The 16,710-nt window shown below is 69.8% G+C and carries 15 protein-coding genes; 6 read left to right on the forward strand and 9 right to left on the reverse strand.

The window, feature by feature from the left end; genetic code table 11:
• Positions 1-6: 6 nt before the first annotated feature.
• The 3 genes from purL to purQ all read right to left on the reverse strand — a co-directional run bounded on the left by purL (position 7) and on the right by purQ (position 3,911).
• The gene (gene purL, locus TSO221_RS10315; RefSeq protein ID WP_109118406.1) at positions 7-2,214 is read right to left on the reverse strand and encodes a phosphoribosylformylglycinamidine synthase subunit PurL; all 2,208 of its coding nucleotides are present in this window, start codon (positions 2,212-2,214) and stop codon (positions 7-9) included.
• A 111-nt stretch (positions 2,215-2,325) separates the two neighbouring features.
• Entirely contained in the window at positions 2,326-3,099 is a 774-nt protein-coding gene (locus TSO221_RS10320) for a pentapeptide repeat-containing protein (RefSeq protein ID WP_109118407.1), read from the reverse strand.
• Positions 3,100-3,221: 122 nt separating this feature from the next.
• Complete coding sequence (gene purQ / locus TSO221_RS10325) at positions 3,222-3,911, reverse strand: phosphoribosylformylglycinamidine synthase subunit PurQ (RefSeq protein ID WP_109118408.1); 690 nt, start codon at positions 3,909-3,911, stop codon at positions 3,222-3,224.
• Between the two features lie 163 nt (positions 3,912-4,074).
• Here purQ and TSO221_RS10330 point away from each other — a divergent pair, with 163 nt between their 5' ends.
• Positions 4,075-5,268, forward strand: coding sequence for a diguanylate cyclase (locus TSO221_RS10330; RefSeq protein WP_109118409.1), 1,194 nt, complete (start codon positions 4,075-4,077; stop codon positions 5,266-5,268).
• On the opposite strand, the gene TSO221_RS10335 is transcribed toward TSO221_RS10330, so the two are convergent.
• The 4 genes from TSO221_RS10335 to TSO221_RS10350 form a co-directional block, all read right to left on the reverse strand.
• The gene (locus TSO221_RS10335; protein WP_109118410.1) at positions 5,258-5,887 is read right to left on the reverse strand and encodes a DNA-3-methyladenine glycosylase; all 630 of its coding nucleotides are present in this window, start codon (positions 5,885-5,887) and stop codon (positions 5,258-5,260) included. The two genes, TSO221_RS10330 and TSO221_RS10335, sit on opposite strands and share 11 nt — an antisense overlap.
• Before the next feature lie 185 nt (positions 5,888-6,072).
• Positions 6,073-6,312, reverse strand: a complete 240-nt coding sequence (gene purS, locus TSO221_RS10340; RefSeq protein WP_109118411.1) for a phosphoribosylformylglycinamidine synthase subunit PurS — start codon at positions 6,310-6,312, stop codon at positions 6,073-6,075.
• 27 nt (positions 6,313-6,339) lie between these two features.
• The gene (gene purC / locus TSO221_RS10345; RefSeq protein ID WP_109118412.1) at positions 6,340-7,104 is read right to left on the reverse strand and encodes a phosphoribosylaminoimidazolesuccinocarboxamide synthase; all 765 of its coding nucleotides are present in this window, start codon (positions 7,102-7,104) and stop codon (positions 6,340-6,342) included.
• 115 nt (positions 7,105-7,219) lie between these two features.
• Positions 7,220-7,978: an NRDE family protein gene (locus TSO221_RS10350; RefSeq protein ID WP_109118413.1), complete on the reverse strand. Its 759-nt coding sequence runs from the start codon at positions 7,976-7,978 to the stop codon at positions 7,220-7,222.
• A 125-nt stretch (positions 7,979-8,103) separates the two neighbouring features.
• Between TSO221_RS10350 and TSO221_RS10355 the strand changes: the two genes are divergently transcribed.
• Positions 8,104-8,424 (forward strand): DUF1476 domain-containing protein, encoded by a 321-nt coding sequence (locus tag TSO221_RS10355; protein WP_109118414.1) that lies wholly within the window; start codon positions 8,104-8,106, stop codon positions 8,422-8,424.
• Positions 8,425-8,542: 118 nt separating this feature from the next.
• Here TSO221_RS10355 and TSO221_RS10360 read toward each other — a convergent pair whose 3' ends face one another.
• Positions 8,543-11,164: an EAL domain-containing protein gene (locus TSO221_RS10360; protein WP_109118415.1), complete on the reverse strand. Its 2,622-nt coding sequence runs from the start codon at positions 11,162-11,164 to the stop codon at positions 8,543-8,545.
• A 280-nt stretch (positions 11,165-11,444) separates the two neighbouring features.
• Here TSO221_RS10360 and TSO221_RS10365 point away from each other — a divergent pair, with 280 nt between their 5' ends.
• Positions 11,445-11,657 carry a hypothetical protein gene (locus TSO221_RS10365; RefSeq protein ID WP_109118416.1) on the forward strand — a complete coding sequence of 71 codons (213 nt, stop codon included), beginning with the start codon at positions 11,445-11,447 and terminating at the stop codon, positions 11,655-11,657.
• Here TSO221_RS10365 and TSO221_RS10370 read toward each other — a convergent pair.
• Positions 11,654-12,652, reverse strand: coding sequence for a patatin-like phospholipase family protein (locus TSO221_RS10370; RefSeq protein WP_158284048.1), 999 nt, complete (start codon positions 12,650-12,652; stop codon positions 11,654-11,656). The two genes, TSO221_RS10365 and TSO221_RS10370, sit on opposite strands and share 4 nt — an antisense overlap.
• Positions 12,653-12,779: 127 nt before the next feature.
• Here TSO221_RS10370 and purB point away from each other — a divergent pair, with 127 nt between their 5' ends.
• The 3 genes from purB to TSO221_RS10385 all read left to right on the forward strand — a co-directional run bounded on the left by purB (position 12,780) and on the right by TSO221_RS10385 (position 16,383).
• Positions 12,780-14,075, forward strand: a complete 1,296-nt coding sequence (gene purB, locus TSO221_RS10375) for an adenylosuccinate lyase (protein ID WP_109118418.1) — start codon at positions 12,780-12,782, stop codon at positions 14,073-14,075.
• A gap of 231 nt (positions 14,076-14,306) precedes the next feature.
• Entirely contained in the window at positions 14,307-15,278 is a 972-nt protein-coding gene (locus TSO221_RS10380) for a thiamine pyrophosphate-dependent dehydrogenase E1 component subunit alpha (RefSeq protein ID WP_109118419.1), read from the forward strand.
• Positions 15,271-16,383, forward strand: a complete 1,113-nt coding sequence (locus TSO221_RS10385; protein ID WP_109118420.1) for a transketolase C-terminal domain-containing protein — start codon at positions 15,271-15,273, stop codon at positions 16,381-16,383. The genes TSO221_RS10380 and TSO221_RS10385 overlap by 8 nt, the downstream gene beginning before the upstream one ends.
• Positions 16,384-16,710 lie beyond the last annotated feature (327 nt).

Consider the following 16,710-nt stretch of genomic DNA (forward strand, 5'->3'; position numbering starts at 1 on the left):
TCGTCCTTATTCGACGCCGGCCGTCATATAGGCCGGAAGCCAAGCCTCATTCGCCTTGCGCAGGCGCTCGATCGATATGGCCTCGCCACCCCGGCCCGTCAACGCGGTGCCGCGCGTGGTGCCCAGAACGGTCACCGGCACGCCGGCTTCCCTTGCGCGGGCCTGCACCGCCTCGGCCTTGTCCGGGCGGACGGCCAGCACGTAGCGGGCCTGATCCTCGCCGAACAGCACCTTCGGATGGGCGCCGTCCAGGCCGGTGATGTGGGCGCCGACGCCGCCGGCCATCGCCATCTCGGCCACCGCGACCAGCAGGCCGCCGTCCGACACGTCGTGGCTGGCCGTCACCAGCCCGTCGAGCACCAGGGCGCGCACGAACTCGCCGTTGCGGCGCTCCGCCTTCAGGTCCACCGGCGGCGGCGGGCCCTCCTCGCGGCCGAGGATCTCGCGCAGGAACAGCGACTGGCCGATATGCCCCTTGGTCTCGCCGACCACCAGGATGGTATCGCCCTCGTTCTTGAAGGCGATGCCCACCGCCAGCATGGCGTCGGGCAGGCTGCCGACGGCGCCGATGGCGGGGGTGGGCAGGATGGCCTCGCCGTTGGTCTCGTTGTAGAGCGACACGTTGCCCGACACGACCGGGAAGTCCAGCGCCCGGCAGGCCTCGCCCATGCCCTGGATGGCGCCGACGATCTGGCCCATGATCCGCGGCTTCTCGGGGTTGCCGAAGTTCAGGTTGTCGGTGACCGCCAACGGCAGCGCGCCGACGGCGGACAGGTTGCGGTATGCCTCGGCCACCGCCTGGGCGCCGCCGCGGACCGGGTCGGCCTTGACGTAGCGCGGCGTGCAGTCGGTGGTGATCGCCACCGCCTTCTTCTGGTTCGGCAGGCGCACCACCGCGGCGGCGGCCTGACCGGACATGAAGCGGGTGTCGCCGCCGACGAGGCTGTCGTACTGCTCCCAGATCCAGCGCTTGGACGCCTGGTCGGGTCCGGAGACCAGCTTGACCAGCGTCTCCTCCAACGAGAGGTTCCAGCCGTCCCACACGCCCTCATCGACCTCCGGCTGCGGCGGGGTCGGCTCCCACGGGCGCTCGTAGACGGGGGCGCGGTTGGAGATCGGGGCGATCGGCATGTCGGCCCACACCTGCCCGTGCATCTTCAGCACCAGCCGGCCGGTGTCGGTCAGGTGGCCGATGACGGCGAAGTCCAGCTCCCACTTCTCGAAGATCTTGCGGGCGATCTCCTCGCGGCCGGGCTTGAGGATGATCAGCATGCGCTCCTGGCTTTCGGAGAGCATGATCTCGTACGGGCTCATGCCCGTCTCGCGCATCGGCACGTGGTCGAGCACCAGCTCGATGCCCAGGCCGCCCTTGCCGGCCATCTCGACCGACGAGGAGGTCAGGCCGGCGGCGCCCATGTCCTGGATGGCGACGATGGCGTCGGTGTCCATCAGTTCCAGGCAGGCCTCGATCAGCAGCTTCTCGGTAAACGGGTCGCCGACCTGGACGGTGGGGCGCTTCTCCTCCGAGTCCTCGGAGAACTCTGCGGACGCCATGGTGGCGCCGTGGATGCCGTCGCGCCCGGTCTTGGAGCCGACGTAGACCACCGGGTTGCCGATGCCGGCGGCGGCCGAATAGAAGATGCGGTCGGCCTTGGCGACGCCCACGGTCATCGCGTTGACCAGGATGTTGCCGTTGTAGGATTCGTGGAAGTTGGTCTCGCCGCCCACCGTCGGCACGCCGACGCAGTTGCCGTAGCCGCCGATGCCGGACACCACGCCGGAGACCAGATGCCGGGTCTTGGCGTGGTCGGGGCTGCCGAAGCGCAGCGCGTTCATGTTGGCGATGGGCCGGGCGCCCATGGTGAAGACGTCGCGCAGGATGCCGCCGACGCCGGTCGCCGCGCCCTGGTAGGGCTCGATGAACGACGGGTGGTTGTGGCTCTCCATCTTGAAGATGATGGCGTCGCCGTCGCCGAAATCGACCACGCCGGCGTTCTCGCCGGGGCCGCAGATGACCTGCGCTCCGGTGGTCGGCAGCGTCGTCAGCCACACCTTGGAGGACTTGTACGAGCAGTGCTCCGACCACATGACCGAGAAGATGCCCAGCTCGGTCAGGGTGGGCACCCGGCCCATGATCTCCAGGACGCGCTGGTATTCGTCGGCCGTGAGGCCGTGCTCGGCGGCGATTTCGGGGGTGACGGCGGCTTCGGTCAAGGCGGGTCTCACCGGTTCGTCCGGGCGGCCGGGCAGGGCCCGCGCCTCGGGGGTGGGTCTCCAGGGCTTTATAAGCCCCGCCCGCGCGAAAGCAAGTCGATCCGTCCCCGATTACCGCTCCGCGACCATGGTCTGCAGCGTGCCGGGCAGGTGGAGCGCCCCGGCGAAGCGTGCGCCGCCGATGCGCGCGTTGTCGAAGGTGGCGCCCGCCAGCTCCGCCCCGTCGAACACCGCGCCGGCCAGCTGCGCGTCCAGCAGCACCGCGCCGCCGAGGTCGGCGCCGGAGAAGTCGGTCGCCACCGCGTTGGCGGCGGTCAGCACCGCACCGCGCAGGTCCGCCCCCGCCAGCGTCGAGCCGGCCAGCACGCCGTTCAGCAGCAGCGCCTGCTCCAGCCGTGCGCCGGTCAGGTCGGCGCGGTCGAGGCGCGCGTCGCGGATGTAGGCGCCGGAGAAGTCGGCCGCTAGCGCGCGCGCGCCGACCAGCCGCACCCCCTGCAGATTGGCCGCGGCCAGCGTCGCGCCCGAGAGGTCGGCGCCGTCCAGCACGGTGTTGAACAGGTCGGCCCCGGAGAGGTCGGCGCCGACGAGGCTGCAGCCGGCGAGGTTCGCGAAGCGCAGGTCGGCCTTGCGCAGGTCGGCGCCGTCGAGACGGCAGCCGCGCAAGTTGATACCCGTCAAATCCGCCTGGACCAAGTCGACGCCGCGAAAATCATGGCCGGCCAGCTGTTGCCCGGCGAAGGGGCAGTGCGCGAGTCGGGTGAACGGCTGCGGCGCATCGCACGCGCCGCGGGGCCGGGAATCAAGGGCTTCGGCCGGGGTGCCGAAGGCCGCCACGACGAGGAGGGTGGCGACGAGGATGCCGGTGCCGAGGGAAAATCCACGCATGTTGGGCCTCCCAATGACTGGGACATTTTGCCCCAGATCTTGTCAGGCTACCGTATCGCGATCGATTCGCACAGCGATAGTTTCAAATTATGGCTTTTTGCGGCGCTATTCTGCACCCAGGCTTATTGCAGTGCGTCAACTAGGCCTTGGAACATAGGCCGGCCGTCGGTGTTGCCGTGCAGCGTCTCCACGGCGTCCTCCGGGTGCGGCATCAGGCCCAGTACGGTCTTCTTTTCGTTGAAGATTCCGGCGATGGCCGCGGCGGAGCCGTTCGGGTTGCCCAGGGGATCGTCGCCGCCGTCGGCCGCGACGTAGCGGAAGGCGACCTGGCCCTGGTCCTCCAGGCGCTTGATGGTGTCGGCGTCGGCCCAGTAGTTGCCGTCGCCGTGCGCCACCGGATAGCGGACGATCTGCCCCTTGCGGTACTTGGCGGTGAAGTCGCTGTCGGTGTTCTCGACGCGCAGCGCCACCTGCTTGCAGATGAACTTCAGCCCGGCGTTGCGGCGCAGCGCGCCCGGCAGCAGCCCGGCCTCGGTGATGATCTGGAAGCCGTTGCACACGCCCAGCACGCGCACGCCCTTGTCGGCGCGGGCCTTCACCTCGCGCATGATCGGCGAATGCGCCGCCATGGCGCCGGAGCGCAGGTAGTCGCCGTAGGAGAAGCCGCCGGGCACGACGATCAGGTCGACCTGGGGCAGCTCGGTGTCGCGGTGCCAAACCTCGTACGGCTTGACCCCGGAGACGGTCTCCAGGGCGGCGACGGCGTCGCGTTCGCGGTTGGAGCCGGGGAAAACGATGACGGCAGCCTTCATGGGGCGCGGATCCGCTCAGGACTGGGTGGGCGATGCAGGCCGGACACTAGAGGCATAGGCCCGGCGAAGCAAGGGCCTGCGGCGTGCGACCGCTTTCCATTCCTTAACGATAGATCGCTAACGTTGTGTGTTCCACGTCCCGCCTGGATCGGAAGAGCGCCCCATGGATTACCGGTTGTCCGATCTGATCGATCTCCAGCAGATCAAGCGGCTCATGGAGGCGTTCCACGCGTTGACCGGGCTGCCTTCCACCCTGATCGACCCGCAGGGCAACGTGCTGACGACCGCGGACGGCGCGATCGTCGGGGTCGGCTGGAAGCGCATCTGTTTGGACTTCCACCGCGTCGCTCCCGCCACCGCCGAGGCCTGCCGGCTGAGCGACGTGACGCTGTCGCGGGCGATGCGCAGCCGGACGCCGGAGGCGTGCAGCTACACCTGCCTCAACGGGCTGGTCGATGCGGCGGTACCGGTGGTGATCGACGGCGTGCACATCGTCAACCTGTTCACCGGGCAGTTCCTGCTGGCCCCGCCGGACGAGTCGCTGTTCCGCGAGCAGGCGGCGCGCTTCGGCTTCGACGAGGACGACTACCTCGACGCCCTGCGCGAGGTCCCGGTGTTCACCCGCGAGTATATGGAGAAGGGACTCGCCTTCCTGGCCTGCCTGGCCGCCACCGTGGCCGAGATGGGGTTGCGCCAGAAGCGCCTCCTGGAGGTCAACGCCGAGGTCGAGGGCCGGGTGCAGGTGCGCACCGCCGAACTGAGCGCCGCCAACGCGCTGCTGCAGGAGCGGCTGGCCGAGATCGAGCGCCTGAAGAAGGAGGTCGAGGAGCAGGCGGTCCGCGACCCGCTCACCGGGCTCTACAACCGCCGCTACTTCGACGAGGTGCTGAAGCAGGAGGTGGCGCGGGCGCAGCGCACCGGCCGGCCGCTGGCCATGGTCATGCTGGACATCGACCGCTTCAAGCAGGTCAACGACACGTTCGGGCACCAGGCCGGCGACGCGGTGCTGAAGATGCTGGCGGCGATGCTGCTGCGCGACACCCGCGCCCACGACGTGGTGTGCCGCTACGGCGGCGAGGAGTTCGCCGTGCTGATGTCCGACACCCAGGCGGCCACCGCGGCGGCGCGCGCGGAGTGCTGGCGCACCGCCTTCGCCGCCCTGCCGCCGCTGGTGAAGGACGGCAGGGAGGTGCAGGTCACCGTCTCCGCCGGCTTCGCCATCCTGCCGGCCAGCCTCGGCCAGGGCGACGAGTTGGTGCGCCGCGCCGACCTCGCCATGTACCGCGCCAAGCAGGACGGCCGCGACCGCGTCCAGGCGTGGAACGCCGCGCTGGATGGCGTGCTGTCTACCGTTTAGGCGTGCGGGCCCGCGCCTCGCGGGCCTGCTGCTGGAGCGCCACGTAGTGGTGCCAGACCAGCTTTGCGGCGAGGCTGCGGTAGGGGCGCCAGGGCTCGGCGACGGCGACCAGCGCGTCGCGGCTCGGGCGCTCGGCCCAGCCTTTCAGGCGCTGCACGCCCAGCATGATGGCGAGGTCGTCCACCGGCCACAGGTCGGGCCGGTCGAGCGCCATCATCAGGTAGACCTCGGCGCTCCAGCGGCCGATGCCCTTGAGTTTGACCAGCTCCGCTATGGCCGCCTCGTCGTCCATCGCGTGCAGGGCCTCCAGGTCGAGCCGGCCGGAGGCGACGGAGTCCGCCAGGAGGCGGCCGTACTCGATCTTGCGGCCGCTGAAGCCGCAGGCCTTCAGCGTCGCCTCGTCGAGCGCCAGGAACGCGTCGGGCGTGATTGCCGGCACCCGCTCCTCCAGCTTGCGCCACAGCGCCAGCGCCACCTGGGTGGAGAGCTGTTGTTCGAGAATGATGCGCAGCAGCCCCTCGAAGCCCGCCGGCCGCGAGAAGCCGCGCAGCACCGGCCCGCCGACGCGCACGCACTCGGCGAAGATGGGGTCGATGGAGGCGAGGTGTTCGGGGGTCATGGATTATTCCCTCCCCTGCGAAGCTCACGCGCAAACCAGAGGTTTGCGCTGACGCGGCAGGCGGATCTCCGATCCGCCGAGAGCGGGGGAGGGTGCCCGAGCGCAGCGAGGGCGGGTGGGGGGACGTATCGCGGTGAGGCCACTTGCCCCCACCCCAACCCTCCCCCGCTGCGCAGGGGAGGGAGTCACGCCAGCTCGATGGCGTAGTCTTCGATCACGGTGTTGGCCAGCAGCTTGGTGCACATGGCCTCCACTTCCTTGCGGGCGGCGTCCTTGTCGGTGCTCTTCAGCTCCAGCTCGATGACCTTGCCGGCGCGGACGTTGTCGACGCCCTCGAAGCCCAGCGTGTGCAGCGCGTGCTCGATGGCCTTGCCCTGCGGATCCAGGACGCCGCGCTTCAGGGTGACGTGAACCTTGGCCTTCATGGGTGTCTTCTCGCTTGTCGATGGGTGTTATTGAAGGGTCTTCGGGCCCTTGACGTCGCCGGGGCCGCCCTCGGGCAGGATGCCCAGGCGGCGGGCCACCTCCTGGTAGGCCTCCTCGACCTTGCCGAGGTCCTGGCGGAAGCGGTCCTTGTCCAGCTTCTCGTTGGTCTTGATGTCCCAGAGCCGGCAGTTGTCCGGGCTGATCTCGTCGGCGAGGACGATGCGCATGTCGTCCTCCTCCCACAGCCGGCCGAACTCCAGCTTGAAATCGACCAGCTTCAGCCCGATGCCGAGGAACAGGCCCGAGAGATAGTCGTTCACGCGCAGCGCCAGCGCCACCATGTCGTCCAGGTCTTGCGGGGCGGCCCAGCCGAAGGCGGTGATGTGCTCCTCGGTGACCATCGGATGCCCGAGTTCCTCGGACTTGTAGTAGTACTCGATGATCGAGCGCGGCAGCGGCGTGCCCTCGGGGATGCCGAAGCGCTTGGACAGCGAGCCGGCGGCGACGTTGCGCACGACCACCTCGATGGGGATGATCTCGACCTCGCGGATCAGCTGCTCGCGCATGTTCAGCCGGCGCACGAAGTGCGTCGGCACGCCGATCTCCGACAGCCGGCTCATCAGGTATTCGGAGATGCGGTTGTTCAGCACCCCCTTGCCGGTGATGACGCCCTGCTTCTTGTTGTTGAAGGCGCTCGCGTCGTCCTTGAAGTACTGGACGAGGGTCCCGGGCTCAGGGCCTTCGAAGAGGACTTTCGCCCTGCCTTCGTAGATGCGCCGGCGTCTGCTCATGGGTGGTCGTCCAAACTGCGTGTGGCCCGGCTTAACCGTTGCCGGCCCGGGGATGTACCCGAGTGATATAGCAAGCCGGCGTACGGAACACAATGCGGGGGGATACCCCCCCGTCTCAGCCCAAATCCAGCGGTTTCCAAGGCGTTTCGTGCGGTGCGCCCGGCGCGAAGTGCCAGATCGGGTCGAGATCCGGCCGCTCGGCCGACGGCAGCGCGAGGAGCGCGCTCGACGAGGTGCCGAAGCCGCTCGGCAGGCGGAAGTCCATGGCGCCGCGCGCGTCGGCACCGTCCCAGATGCGGCTGCCCAGCAGCTCCGGCCAGCCGCCCCAGCTCGCCGTCCCGGGATCCGGCGGCGGGGCGTGGCGGAACAGTGGCAGGTACAGCGCGGTGCGCGGGTCGGCGTCGTCGTCCAGGTCGAAGGCGGTCAGCATGTGCACGCCCTCGGGGATGGGCTGCGTCTCCGGGCGGTGGCGCGGGTTCGCGCCGTGGTGCGCCAGCACGTAGGCGTCGCGGTTGTCGGCGATCAGCAGGTTGAACGGCCGGTAGGCGCGGGTGTCGAGCTGGGCCAGCGCCAGCGCCGCCTCCGACGCGTCGGCGTGGTCGAGCGCCTCCAGCACCAGCTCGCCGCGCGAGCGCTTGCCCTGCTCCGGCCCCAGCGTGCCGGGGCGGTTGAGGATGGCGGCGACCAGCCCCTCGTCGTTCAGGCCCAGCCAGGTGCCGCCGGCCAGCTCGTCCAGGCCGGCGACCACGTTGGGGCGGTCGGGCCAGTGGCGCGCCGGCGGCTGCCAGGGGCGGTCGGCCATTTCGTCGCGGTTGGCGCCGAGGACGAGCGGCCACGCCGCGCCCGGTCGCCGCAGGATGATGACGCTGCACATGGTGTCCTTGCCCTCCGGCCTCGCTCCCGGTGTCGGACGCGCACGCCCCGGTGACGCGGGGCGGCGGGCCGGCTATATAAGACTAGGAACGAGAAACGCAAACAAGCCGAGGAGCCCGGGTCCCCATGACCACGTTCGACGAGCGCGAGCAAGCCTTCGAGAACAAGTTCCAGCACGACCAGGACCTGCTGTTCCGGATCCGGGCGCGGCGCGACAGGCTGGCCGGCCTGTGGGCGGCCGATCTCATGGGGCTGCACGGCGCCGACGCGGACGCCTACGCCCGGCAGATGGTCGATGCCGACTTCGCCGCCACCGGCCCGCACGAGATCCGCACCCGCATCGCCGACGACCTGCACGCCAAGGGCATCGACATCTCCGACCACCGGGTGGAGAAGGAGCTGGAGCGGCTCCTGAGCCTGGCGCACCAGCAGGTGGTGCGGGAGTAATTTCGAGCCCCTCCCCCCTCGCGGGGGAGGGGTTGGGGAGAGGGGGATAGCGGGCGGAGCCCGCAAGAGATTCGTGCCACCCTCTCCCCAACCCCTCTCCCGTCGAGGGAGAGGGGCCTTAGACCGCCCCCGGCAGCTGCCCGTTCCGCATCAGCAGCTCGCGGAAGCGTTCCGCCGGCACCGCCGGGCTGAACAGGAAGCCCTGGTACTCGTCGCAGCCGTGGCCGCGCAGGAAGTCCAGCTGGACGTCCGTCTCCACCCCCTCCGCCACCACCTTCTTGCCCAGCGCGTGGCCGATGGAGATCACGGCGGCGGCGATGGCCTCGCCCTCGGCGTGGTTGGTGATGTCGCGCACGAAGCTCTGATCCACCTTCAGGATGTCTAGCGGGAAGTGCCGCAGGTGGCTCAGGCTGGAATACCCCGTGCCGAAATCGTCGATGGCCAGCCGCAGCCCGATGTCCTTCAGCGCCCGCATGGTGCCGATGGCCTGCTCGGGGTTCTGCATGACCATGCTCTCGGTCAGCTCCAGCTCCAGGATGAAGTTGGACAGGCCGGCGTCCTGCAAGAGCTCGGCGATGTGGTGGTAGAGGTCGGCCTGGCGGAACTGCCGGGCCGACAGGTTCACCGACATCCGCGCGTTGCTCCAGCCCTCGGCGATCCAGCGCCGGCTGTCGTCGCACGCCGTCTCCAGCACCCAGCGCCCGACCTGCAGGATCAGCCCGCTCTCCTCCGCCACCGGGATGAAGCGGCCGGGCGACACGCTGCCCAGCCGCGGGTTGGTCCAGCGCAGCAGCGCCTCGGCGCCGACGATGGCGCCGGTCCGCACGTCGAGTTGCGGCTGGTAGAACACCTGCAATTCGCCGCGCGCGATGGCGCCGTGCAGCTCGCGCTCGATCACCATGCGCTCGCAGACGCGTTCGTTGATCTCGCGGGTGAAGAACTGGAAGCCGCCGCGGCCCATCTCCTTGGCGCGGTACATGGCGGCGTCGGCGTTCTTCAGCAGCGTCGCCACGTCCTCGCCGTCGCGCGGGTACATGGCGGCACCGATCGAGCAGGTGACGAACAGCTCCGACCCGTCGATGGTGAAGGGCCGGCCCAGCGCCTCGATGATGCGGCGCATGACGTGGGTGACGTCGCTCTCCTCCGGCGCGTCCTGGACGACCACGACGAACTCGTCGCCGCCCAGCCGCGCCACCGTGTCCACCTCGCGCAGGCAGTGCACGAGGCGCTTGGCCACCGCCTGCACCAGATGGTCGCCGACGTCGTGCCCCAGCGTGTCGTTGACCGTCTTGAAGTTGTCGAGGTCGACGAACAGCACCGCCGGCTTCTGGCCGTAGCGCTGGGCGCAGGCCAGCGAATGCTCCAGCCGGTCCATCAGCAGCGTGCGGTTGGCGAGGCCCGTCAGCGCATCGTGGTTGGCCTGATGCTCCAGCTGCTCCTCGTAGCGCTTGCGCTCGGTGATGTCGCTCATCACGCTGATGGTGTGCGTGACCTCGCCGGTCTCGTCGCGCACGGGGGAGACGAACAGCTCGTTGAAGAACAGCGTGCCGTCGCGGCGGTAGTTGCGCAGCACCGCGCTGCCCGGCCGCTTCTGGCGCAGCGCCGACTTGATGGCCTCCAGTTCCATCTGCTCGCGGTCCTGGTCCAGCAGGAAGCGCGGGTTGCGGCCGAGAGTCTCGGCCTGCGGGTAGCCGGTCATCCGCTCGAACGCCGGGTTGGCGTAGACGACGGGATAGTCGTGCGCCTTGCCGTCGGTGATGATGATGCCGTTGTTGGCCGATTCCACGGCGCGGTGGTAGAGGCGCATCGCCTCCTCCGCCCGCTTGCGCTCGGTGACGTCCTGCAGTGTCTCGATGGCGCCGACGACGTGCCCCTCGGCGTCGTGCAGCGGGGCGGCGGTGAAGGCCAGCCAGCGCCCGCCGCCCGGGCATTTCGGGAAGAAGTCCTCGGCCTCGTACGCCCCGGCGATGAAGGGGGAGCGGCGGAACTTGGTGGGGTAGTGGCGGGCGATCTCCGCCTCCAGGGCGCCGTCGACGATGAGGTCGGCCATCACCGGCCGCTCCTCGGTGTAGAAGGCCTGCCATTGCACCTGCGTGCCGACCAGCGCCGCCGCCGGCGCGCCGATCACCGCCTCGCAGGCGCGGTTCCAGTGGGTGACGCGGTGCTCGGCGTCGATGACGAAGGTGGGGACCGGGCTGCCCTCGACGATCTCGCCCAGGCGCTGCTGGGCCAGCCGCTCGCGCCTGACCTCCTCGGCCTGCTTGCGCTCGGTGATGTCCTGCAGCGTCTCGATGGCGCCGAGCAGGCGGCCGTCCTTGCCGCGCAGCGGGGCGGCGGTGAACGACAGCCAGCGCGCGCCGCCGGGGAAATGCTCGAACCAGCCCTCGGCCTCGTAGGCGCCCTCGATCAGCGGCGAGGCGCGCCAGCGCCCGGCGTACAGCCGCGCCACCGTCTCCTCGGTGATGCCGTCGACGATCAGGTCGGCCAGGGTCGGCCGCGGCTCGGTGTAGAAGGCGCGCCACTGCTCCGACGTGCCGATGATCGCCGCCGCGCGCACGCCGATGATGGCTTCGCAGGCCTTGTTCCAGTGGGTGACGCGGTGGTCGGCGTCGATGACGAAGGTGGGGACCGGCGTGCCCTGCAGGATGCTCGGCAGCGACAGGTCCGATTCAGCCGGCACCGACGACGCGTTCACGACCGCCCCGCCGGGCCCGTCGAGGCCCAGAAGCCCGTGGATCAAAGCGTTTCTCCCGAACTGCGCCGTTATAATTTTTATGGTCTTTCCAACCGGGGATGGTACGCGAGCGCGTGAAAAATCTGCAATATCTTTGATCTGTTTTTTCGGCGAATGAAATGTCGCACCGATGGTCGGTCAGGCCCCCGCCGGAGGGGCGGACGTTCCCAGCGGCCTGCGGTCGAGGGATCGGGCGCGAAAACCGCTTTCCGACTCGTTGCCGTCACGTCATCCTGGGCGGGCGGCTGCCGGCCTGTTCGTCGCCGCGACGCCTGGAGTCCCTCCCATGACCGACCTGATCGAAGCGCTGTGGGACCTGCTGATCGAGAACAGCCTGCTCCGGTGGTTCTTCATCGGGCTGCTGATCGGTCTGGTGCTGGTCGGCTCGATGGTCTGGAACGGCAGTTCCATGGACGCCGGGGACGCCGTCATGGGGATCGTCGCCAGCGGCGTTCTGGTGCTTGGCCTGCGTCTCGTGCTCTGGTTCGTCCGGAGCTAACGGCCCGGCGGAACGCGCCGCAGGTGTTCGTCGGCCGCGCTCCACCCGGCGCGGATGCGCGTTTCCACCGTGTCGGCGGAGTAGTCCACCGCCCCGCTCAGGGGCTGGTGCGGGCAGGCGACGACGCGCAGGTTCTTCAGGCAGCGGTACTCCATCAGCTTGTCGTACTGCGGGTTCCGCCGCACCGCGCTGTCCCTCGGCAGGGCGCGGTCGATGGCGTCGATCAGTCCGGCGTACTGGCGCAGGCCCTGCGGCCCGCCGAAATCGTCCCACGACTTGTTCTGGAACAGGATCTCCAGCACGCGGTCGCCGACCTCGTGCAGGTTTTCCGGGATGGTGCTGCCGCGCGTCTCGCGGTCGAGCACGAACAGCGGCAGGTCCTCGCGCTCGGCCGGCGTCAGGCTGTCGAGCATGGCGCGCAGCGGCATGTGGTCGAACAGCCCGCCGTCCCAGTACATCGCCTCGTCCACCCGCACCATCGGGAAGAACGGCGGCAGCGCCGCGCTGGCCAGGATGTGCTCGATGCCGAGCCGGGCGTCGGCGTTGCAGAAGCGTTCCAGGATGCCGGTCTGCACGTTGGTGGCGGTCAGCGCCACGCGCACGCGCTCCGGCTGGTTCAGCCGCTCGACGTCGATCAGCCGCTCCAGCGTGTCGGCCAGCGGCGCGAGGTCGTACCAGCTGGTCCAGGCGCCCAGGGAGAACGGGTCGGTGTGCGGGCGGTAGAAGCCGGGAATGCCGGTCATCGAGGTCAGTGCCTGCCGCACCACCGGCGGCACCGGCAGCGCCGGCACCTCCAGGTCGTTCCACAGCTCCCGCAGCGCCGCCGCCGGGTCGGGGTCGCGGGACGCCGCCAGCACCGCGGCGTTGATGGCGCCGATGGAGACGCCGGTCAGCACCACCGGCCGCAGCCCGGCCTCCAGCAGCCGGGTCGCCGCCCCGACCTCGTAGGCGCCCAGCGCGCCGCCCGCCTGCAGGCACAGTCCGATCGCCGTCATGCCACCCCCGCCCGGTGCAACCCAGCCCGTTCTACCATCGCGAACGCCCATCGTCCGCAAGGTCTTTTCACGCGCGCCCCGTGGGGCTAAGGTCCGGCCGCCGTCGCTGCCGTAGTTGGAGAGTACGATGATCCCGCGCTACACCCGCCCCGAAATGGCCCGCATCTGGGAACCGGAGAACAAGTTCCGCATCTGGTTCGAGATCGAGGCACACGCCTGCGACGCGCAGGCCAAGCTGGGCGTCATCCCCGCCGACGCCGCCAAGGCGGTGTGGGAGCGCGGCAAGTGGGAGATCGAGCGCATCGACGCCATCGAGCGCGAGACCCGGCACGACGTCATCGCCTTTCTGACCAACCTCGCCGAATACGTCGGCCCCGAGGCGCGCTTCGTGCACCAGGGCATGACCTCGTCGGACGTGCTCGACACCTGCCTCGCCGTGCAGCTCAAGCAGGCTGCCGACCTGCTGCTGGAAGACCTCGACGGCCTGCTCGCCGCGCTGAAGCGCCGCGCCTATGAGCACAAGGACACCGTCACCATCGGCCGCAGCCACGGCATCCACGCCGAGCCGACGACCTTCGGCCTCAAGCTCGCCGGCCACTACGCCGCCTTCCAGCGCGCCCGCGAGCGTCTGGTCGCCGCCCGCCAGGACATCGCCACCTGCGCCATCTCGGGCGCGGTCGGCACCTTCGCCAACATCGACCCGTTCGTCGAGCAGTACGTCGCCGGGCAACTGGGCCTGAGCGTCGAGCCGGTGTCCACCCAGGTCATCCCGCGCGACCGGCACGCCATGTTCTTCGCCGTGCTGGGCGTCATCGCCTCGTCGCTGGAGAACCTCGCCGTGGAGGTCCGCCACCTGCAGCGCACCGAGGTGCGCGAGGCGGAGGAGTTCTTCCACCCCGGCCAGAAGGGCTCGTCGGCGATGCCGCACAAGCGCAATCCGGTGCTGTCGGAGAATCTGACCGGGCTGGCCCGCATCGTCCGCTCCGCCGTCGTCCCGGCCATGGAGAACGTCGCGCTGTGGCACGAGCGCGACATCTCGCACAGCTCGGTCGAGCGGATGATCGGCCCGGACGCCACCGTGACGCTGGACTTCGCGCTGGTGCGCGCCATCGGCATGATGGAGAAGCTGGTCGTCTACCCCGAGCGCATGACGAAGAACCTGGAGGACCTCGGCGGCCTCGTCTTCTCCCAGCGCGTGCTGCTGGCGCTGACCCAGGCCGGCATGAGCCGCGAGGACGCCTACCTCGCCGTCCAGCGCAACGCCATGAAGGTGTGGGCGGAAGGCGGCAACCTGCTGGACAACCTGCTGGCTGACGCCGACGTCACCAAGCACATCGCCCGCGACACGCTCGCGCCGATGTTCGACATGACCTATCACACCAAGCATGTGGATACGGTCTTCAAGCGCGTGTTTGGCGCATAACCGGGTATTCACTTGGGCAGCTGCTGAAGAGGGCGGCGCGGATCTGGTCCGCGCCGCCCTTTTTCTTGGAGTATAGCTGCATACTTCAGTATGAAATGATTATCGGCCGCAATTTTCGCATGCGATAATTTATGAGGTAGGTTATAGTTCGGATGGGGTGTCCTGAAACGCGCATACGGGCGAAATCGGGCCTGCCTGAAAAGATCAAACCTCCCATCCTGTGGTCATCCGATGTCGGATTTTGACGGCCAGACGGCGCTGGAGCTTTTCCACGCCATGCTGCGCATCCGCCTCGTCGAGGAGGCCGTGGCGCTGCGCTACGGCGAACTGGAGATGCGCTGCCCCATCCACCTCTCGGTCGGGCAGGAGGCGGTCGCGGTCGGCCTGTGCGCTGAACTGCGCCGCAGCGACCAGATGCTCTCCACCCACCGCTGCCACGCCCACTACCTCGCCAAGGGCGGCGACCTCGCGGCGATGGTCGCCGAGTTGTACGGGCGCGAGGCCGGCTGCTGCGGCGGGCGCGGCGGCTCGATGAACCTGCACGACGCCGAGGCCGGGCTGCTGCTCAGCTCGCCCACCATCGGCAGCGCCATCCCCGTGGCGGTCGGCGCCGCGCTGGCCATGCGGCAGGCCGGCCAGGACGGCGTGGCCGTCACCATCTTCGGCGACGGCGCCGCGGAGGAGGGCGTGCTGCACGAGGCGATGAACTTCGCGGTGCTGCGGTCCCTGCCGGTGCTGTTCGTGCTGGAGAACAACCTGTGGTCCATTGTGACCACGCTGGAGCACCGCCAGCCCGACCGGCCGCTGACCGATCTGGCGCGCGCCCACGGCATCCCGGCGGAGACGGTGGACGGCAACGATGTGCTGGCGATGCGCGCCGCCGCGGCGCGCGCCGTGGCGCGGGGACGGCGCGGCGGCGGGCCGAGCTTCCTGGTCTGCGACACCTACCGCCTGCGCGACCACTGCGAACACACGCTGCCGCTGCCCGAGGACGCGGCGACCCGGGCCGAGCGCGCGGCGTGGCGCGAGCGCTGCCCGATCCAGCGCCTGCGCCGCCCGCTGCTGCGGTCCGGCGCCCTGACCGAGGCGATGGAGGAGGCCATGGCCATCGAGATCCTGGCCGAGATCGAGGACGCCTTCGCCTTCGCCCGCAGCGCTCCCTTCCCGACCACCGCCCGCGTCGAGGAGACCGTCTATGTTTAGCCTCGCCCCCGCCCCGGTTTCAGCCCCCGAGCCGCGCACGCTGACCACCATGCAGGCGTTGAACGAGGCGCTGGACCTCGCCATGGAGCGCGACGGGCGGGTGTTCGCCATCGGCCAGGGCGCGCTGCCGCCGCTCAGCCTGTTCGGCGCCACGCAGGGGCTGCTGGAGAAGTACGGCCCCGACCGCGTCGTCGAATCGCCGCTGTCGGAGAACGCCATGACCGGCGTGGCGGTGGGGGCCGCGTTGATGGGGCGGCGCCCGGTGCTGTTCCACATCCGCGCCGACTTCGCGCTGGTTGGCCTGGAGCAGCTGTTCAACAACGCCGCCAAGATGGCCTTCCTCAGCAAGGGCGCGCGCTCGGTGCCGCTGGTGGTGCGGCTGTACGTCGGGCGCGGCTGGGGGCAGGGGCCGGCGCACGGCCGCTCGCTGGAGGCGCTGTTCGCCGCGGAGCCCGGCCTGAAGGTCGTCATGCCCTCCGACCCGGCGAGCGCCAAGGGCCTGCTGCTTGCCGCCATCGAGGACCCGAACCCGGTGGTGTTCATCGAGCACCGCTGGCTGCACTTCATGGACGGCCCGGTGCCCGCCGGCCACTGGACCGAGCCGTTGGACGGCCCGAAGCTGCGCCGCCGGGGGAGCGACGTCACCATCGTCGGCACCTCCTGGATGCTGCGCGAGTCGCTGCGCGCCGCCGCGGCGCTGGCCGGCGCCGGCGTGTCGTGCGAGGTGATCGACCTGGCGGTGCTGCGCCCGTTCCGGCCGGAGATGATCCTGGACTCGGTGCGCCGCACCGGCCGGCTGATTGTCGCCGACACCGGCTGGACGACGCTCGGCATGGGGTCGGAGATCGTGGCGACGGTGACCGAGCGGGCCTTCGGTGCGCTGCGCCGCGCCCCGGTGCGCATCGGCCAGCCCGACCGCCCGACGCCCAGCGCCCCGGTGCTGGCGGCCGAGCACTACCCCACCGCGCTGACCGTCTTCGACGCCGCCGCCCGCCTTGTGGACGCCGCGCCGGCGCGGGTGGCCGCCGCACGGGGTGCGCTGGCGGCGGAGACCGCCGGGCTGCCGACCGACCTTCCGCATCCGGACGTGCGCGCGCCGTTCTGAGGCCGGATGCCCGTCCAGGCGTTGCGCGGGCGCGGGGCCGAATGCCCCTCGCCCGCGCTTTTTTTTTGCACGAACGCGACATGCTTCCCCTTCGCATCAGCCCTTCGGCGGATTGCCTGTGGTGGTGCAGGGGTGAGGCGGTGCGCACGGAACTGACGGCATCAATGTTAAAAACATCCAAAACGGGTGCGTCATTGAGTCACCTAAACAAAAAGTTTGTTTCCCGGTTTGGGTAACGTATGGTCGTTACCCGGGTCCAGTGAAGAAAATCCCAATACGGGGGAGTGGCATGGCTCCTCAATCCCAGTCATGTCACGCTGGATCCAT

The sequence above is a fragment of the Azospirillum sp. TSO22-1 genome (genome assembly GCF_003116015.1).
In the GTDB taxonomy this organism is placed as follows: Bacteria; Pseudomonadota; Alphaproteobacteria; order Azospirillales; family Azospirillaceae; genus Azospirillum.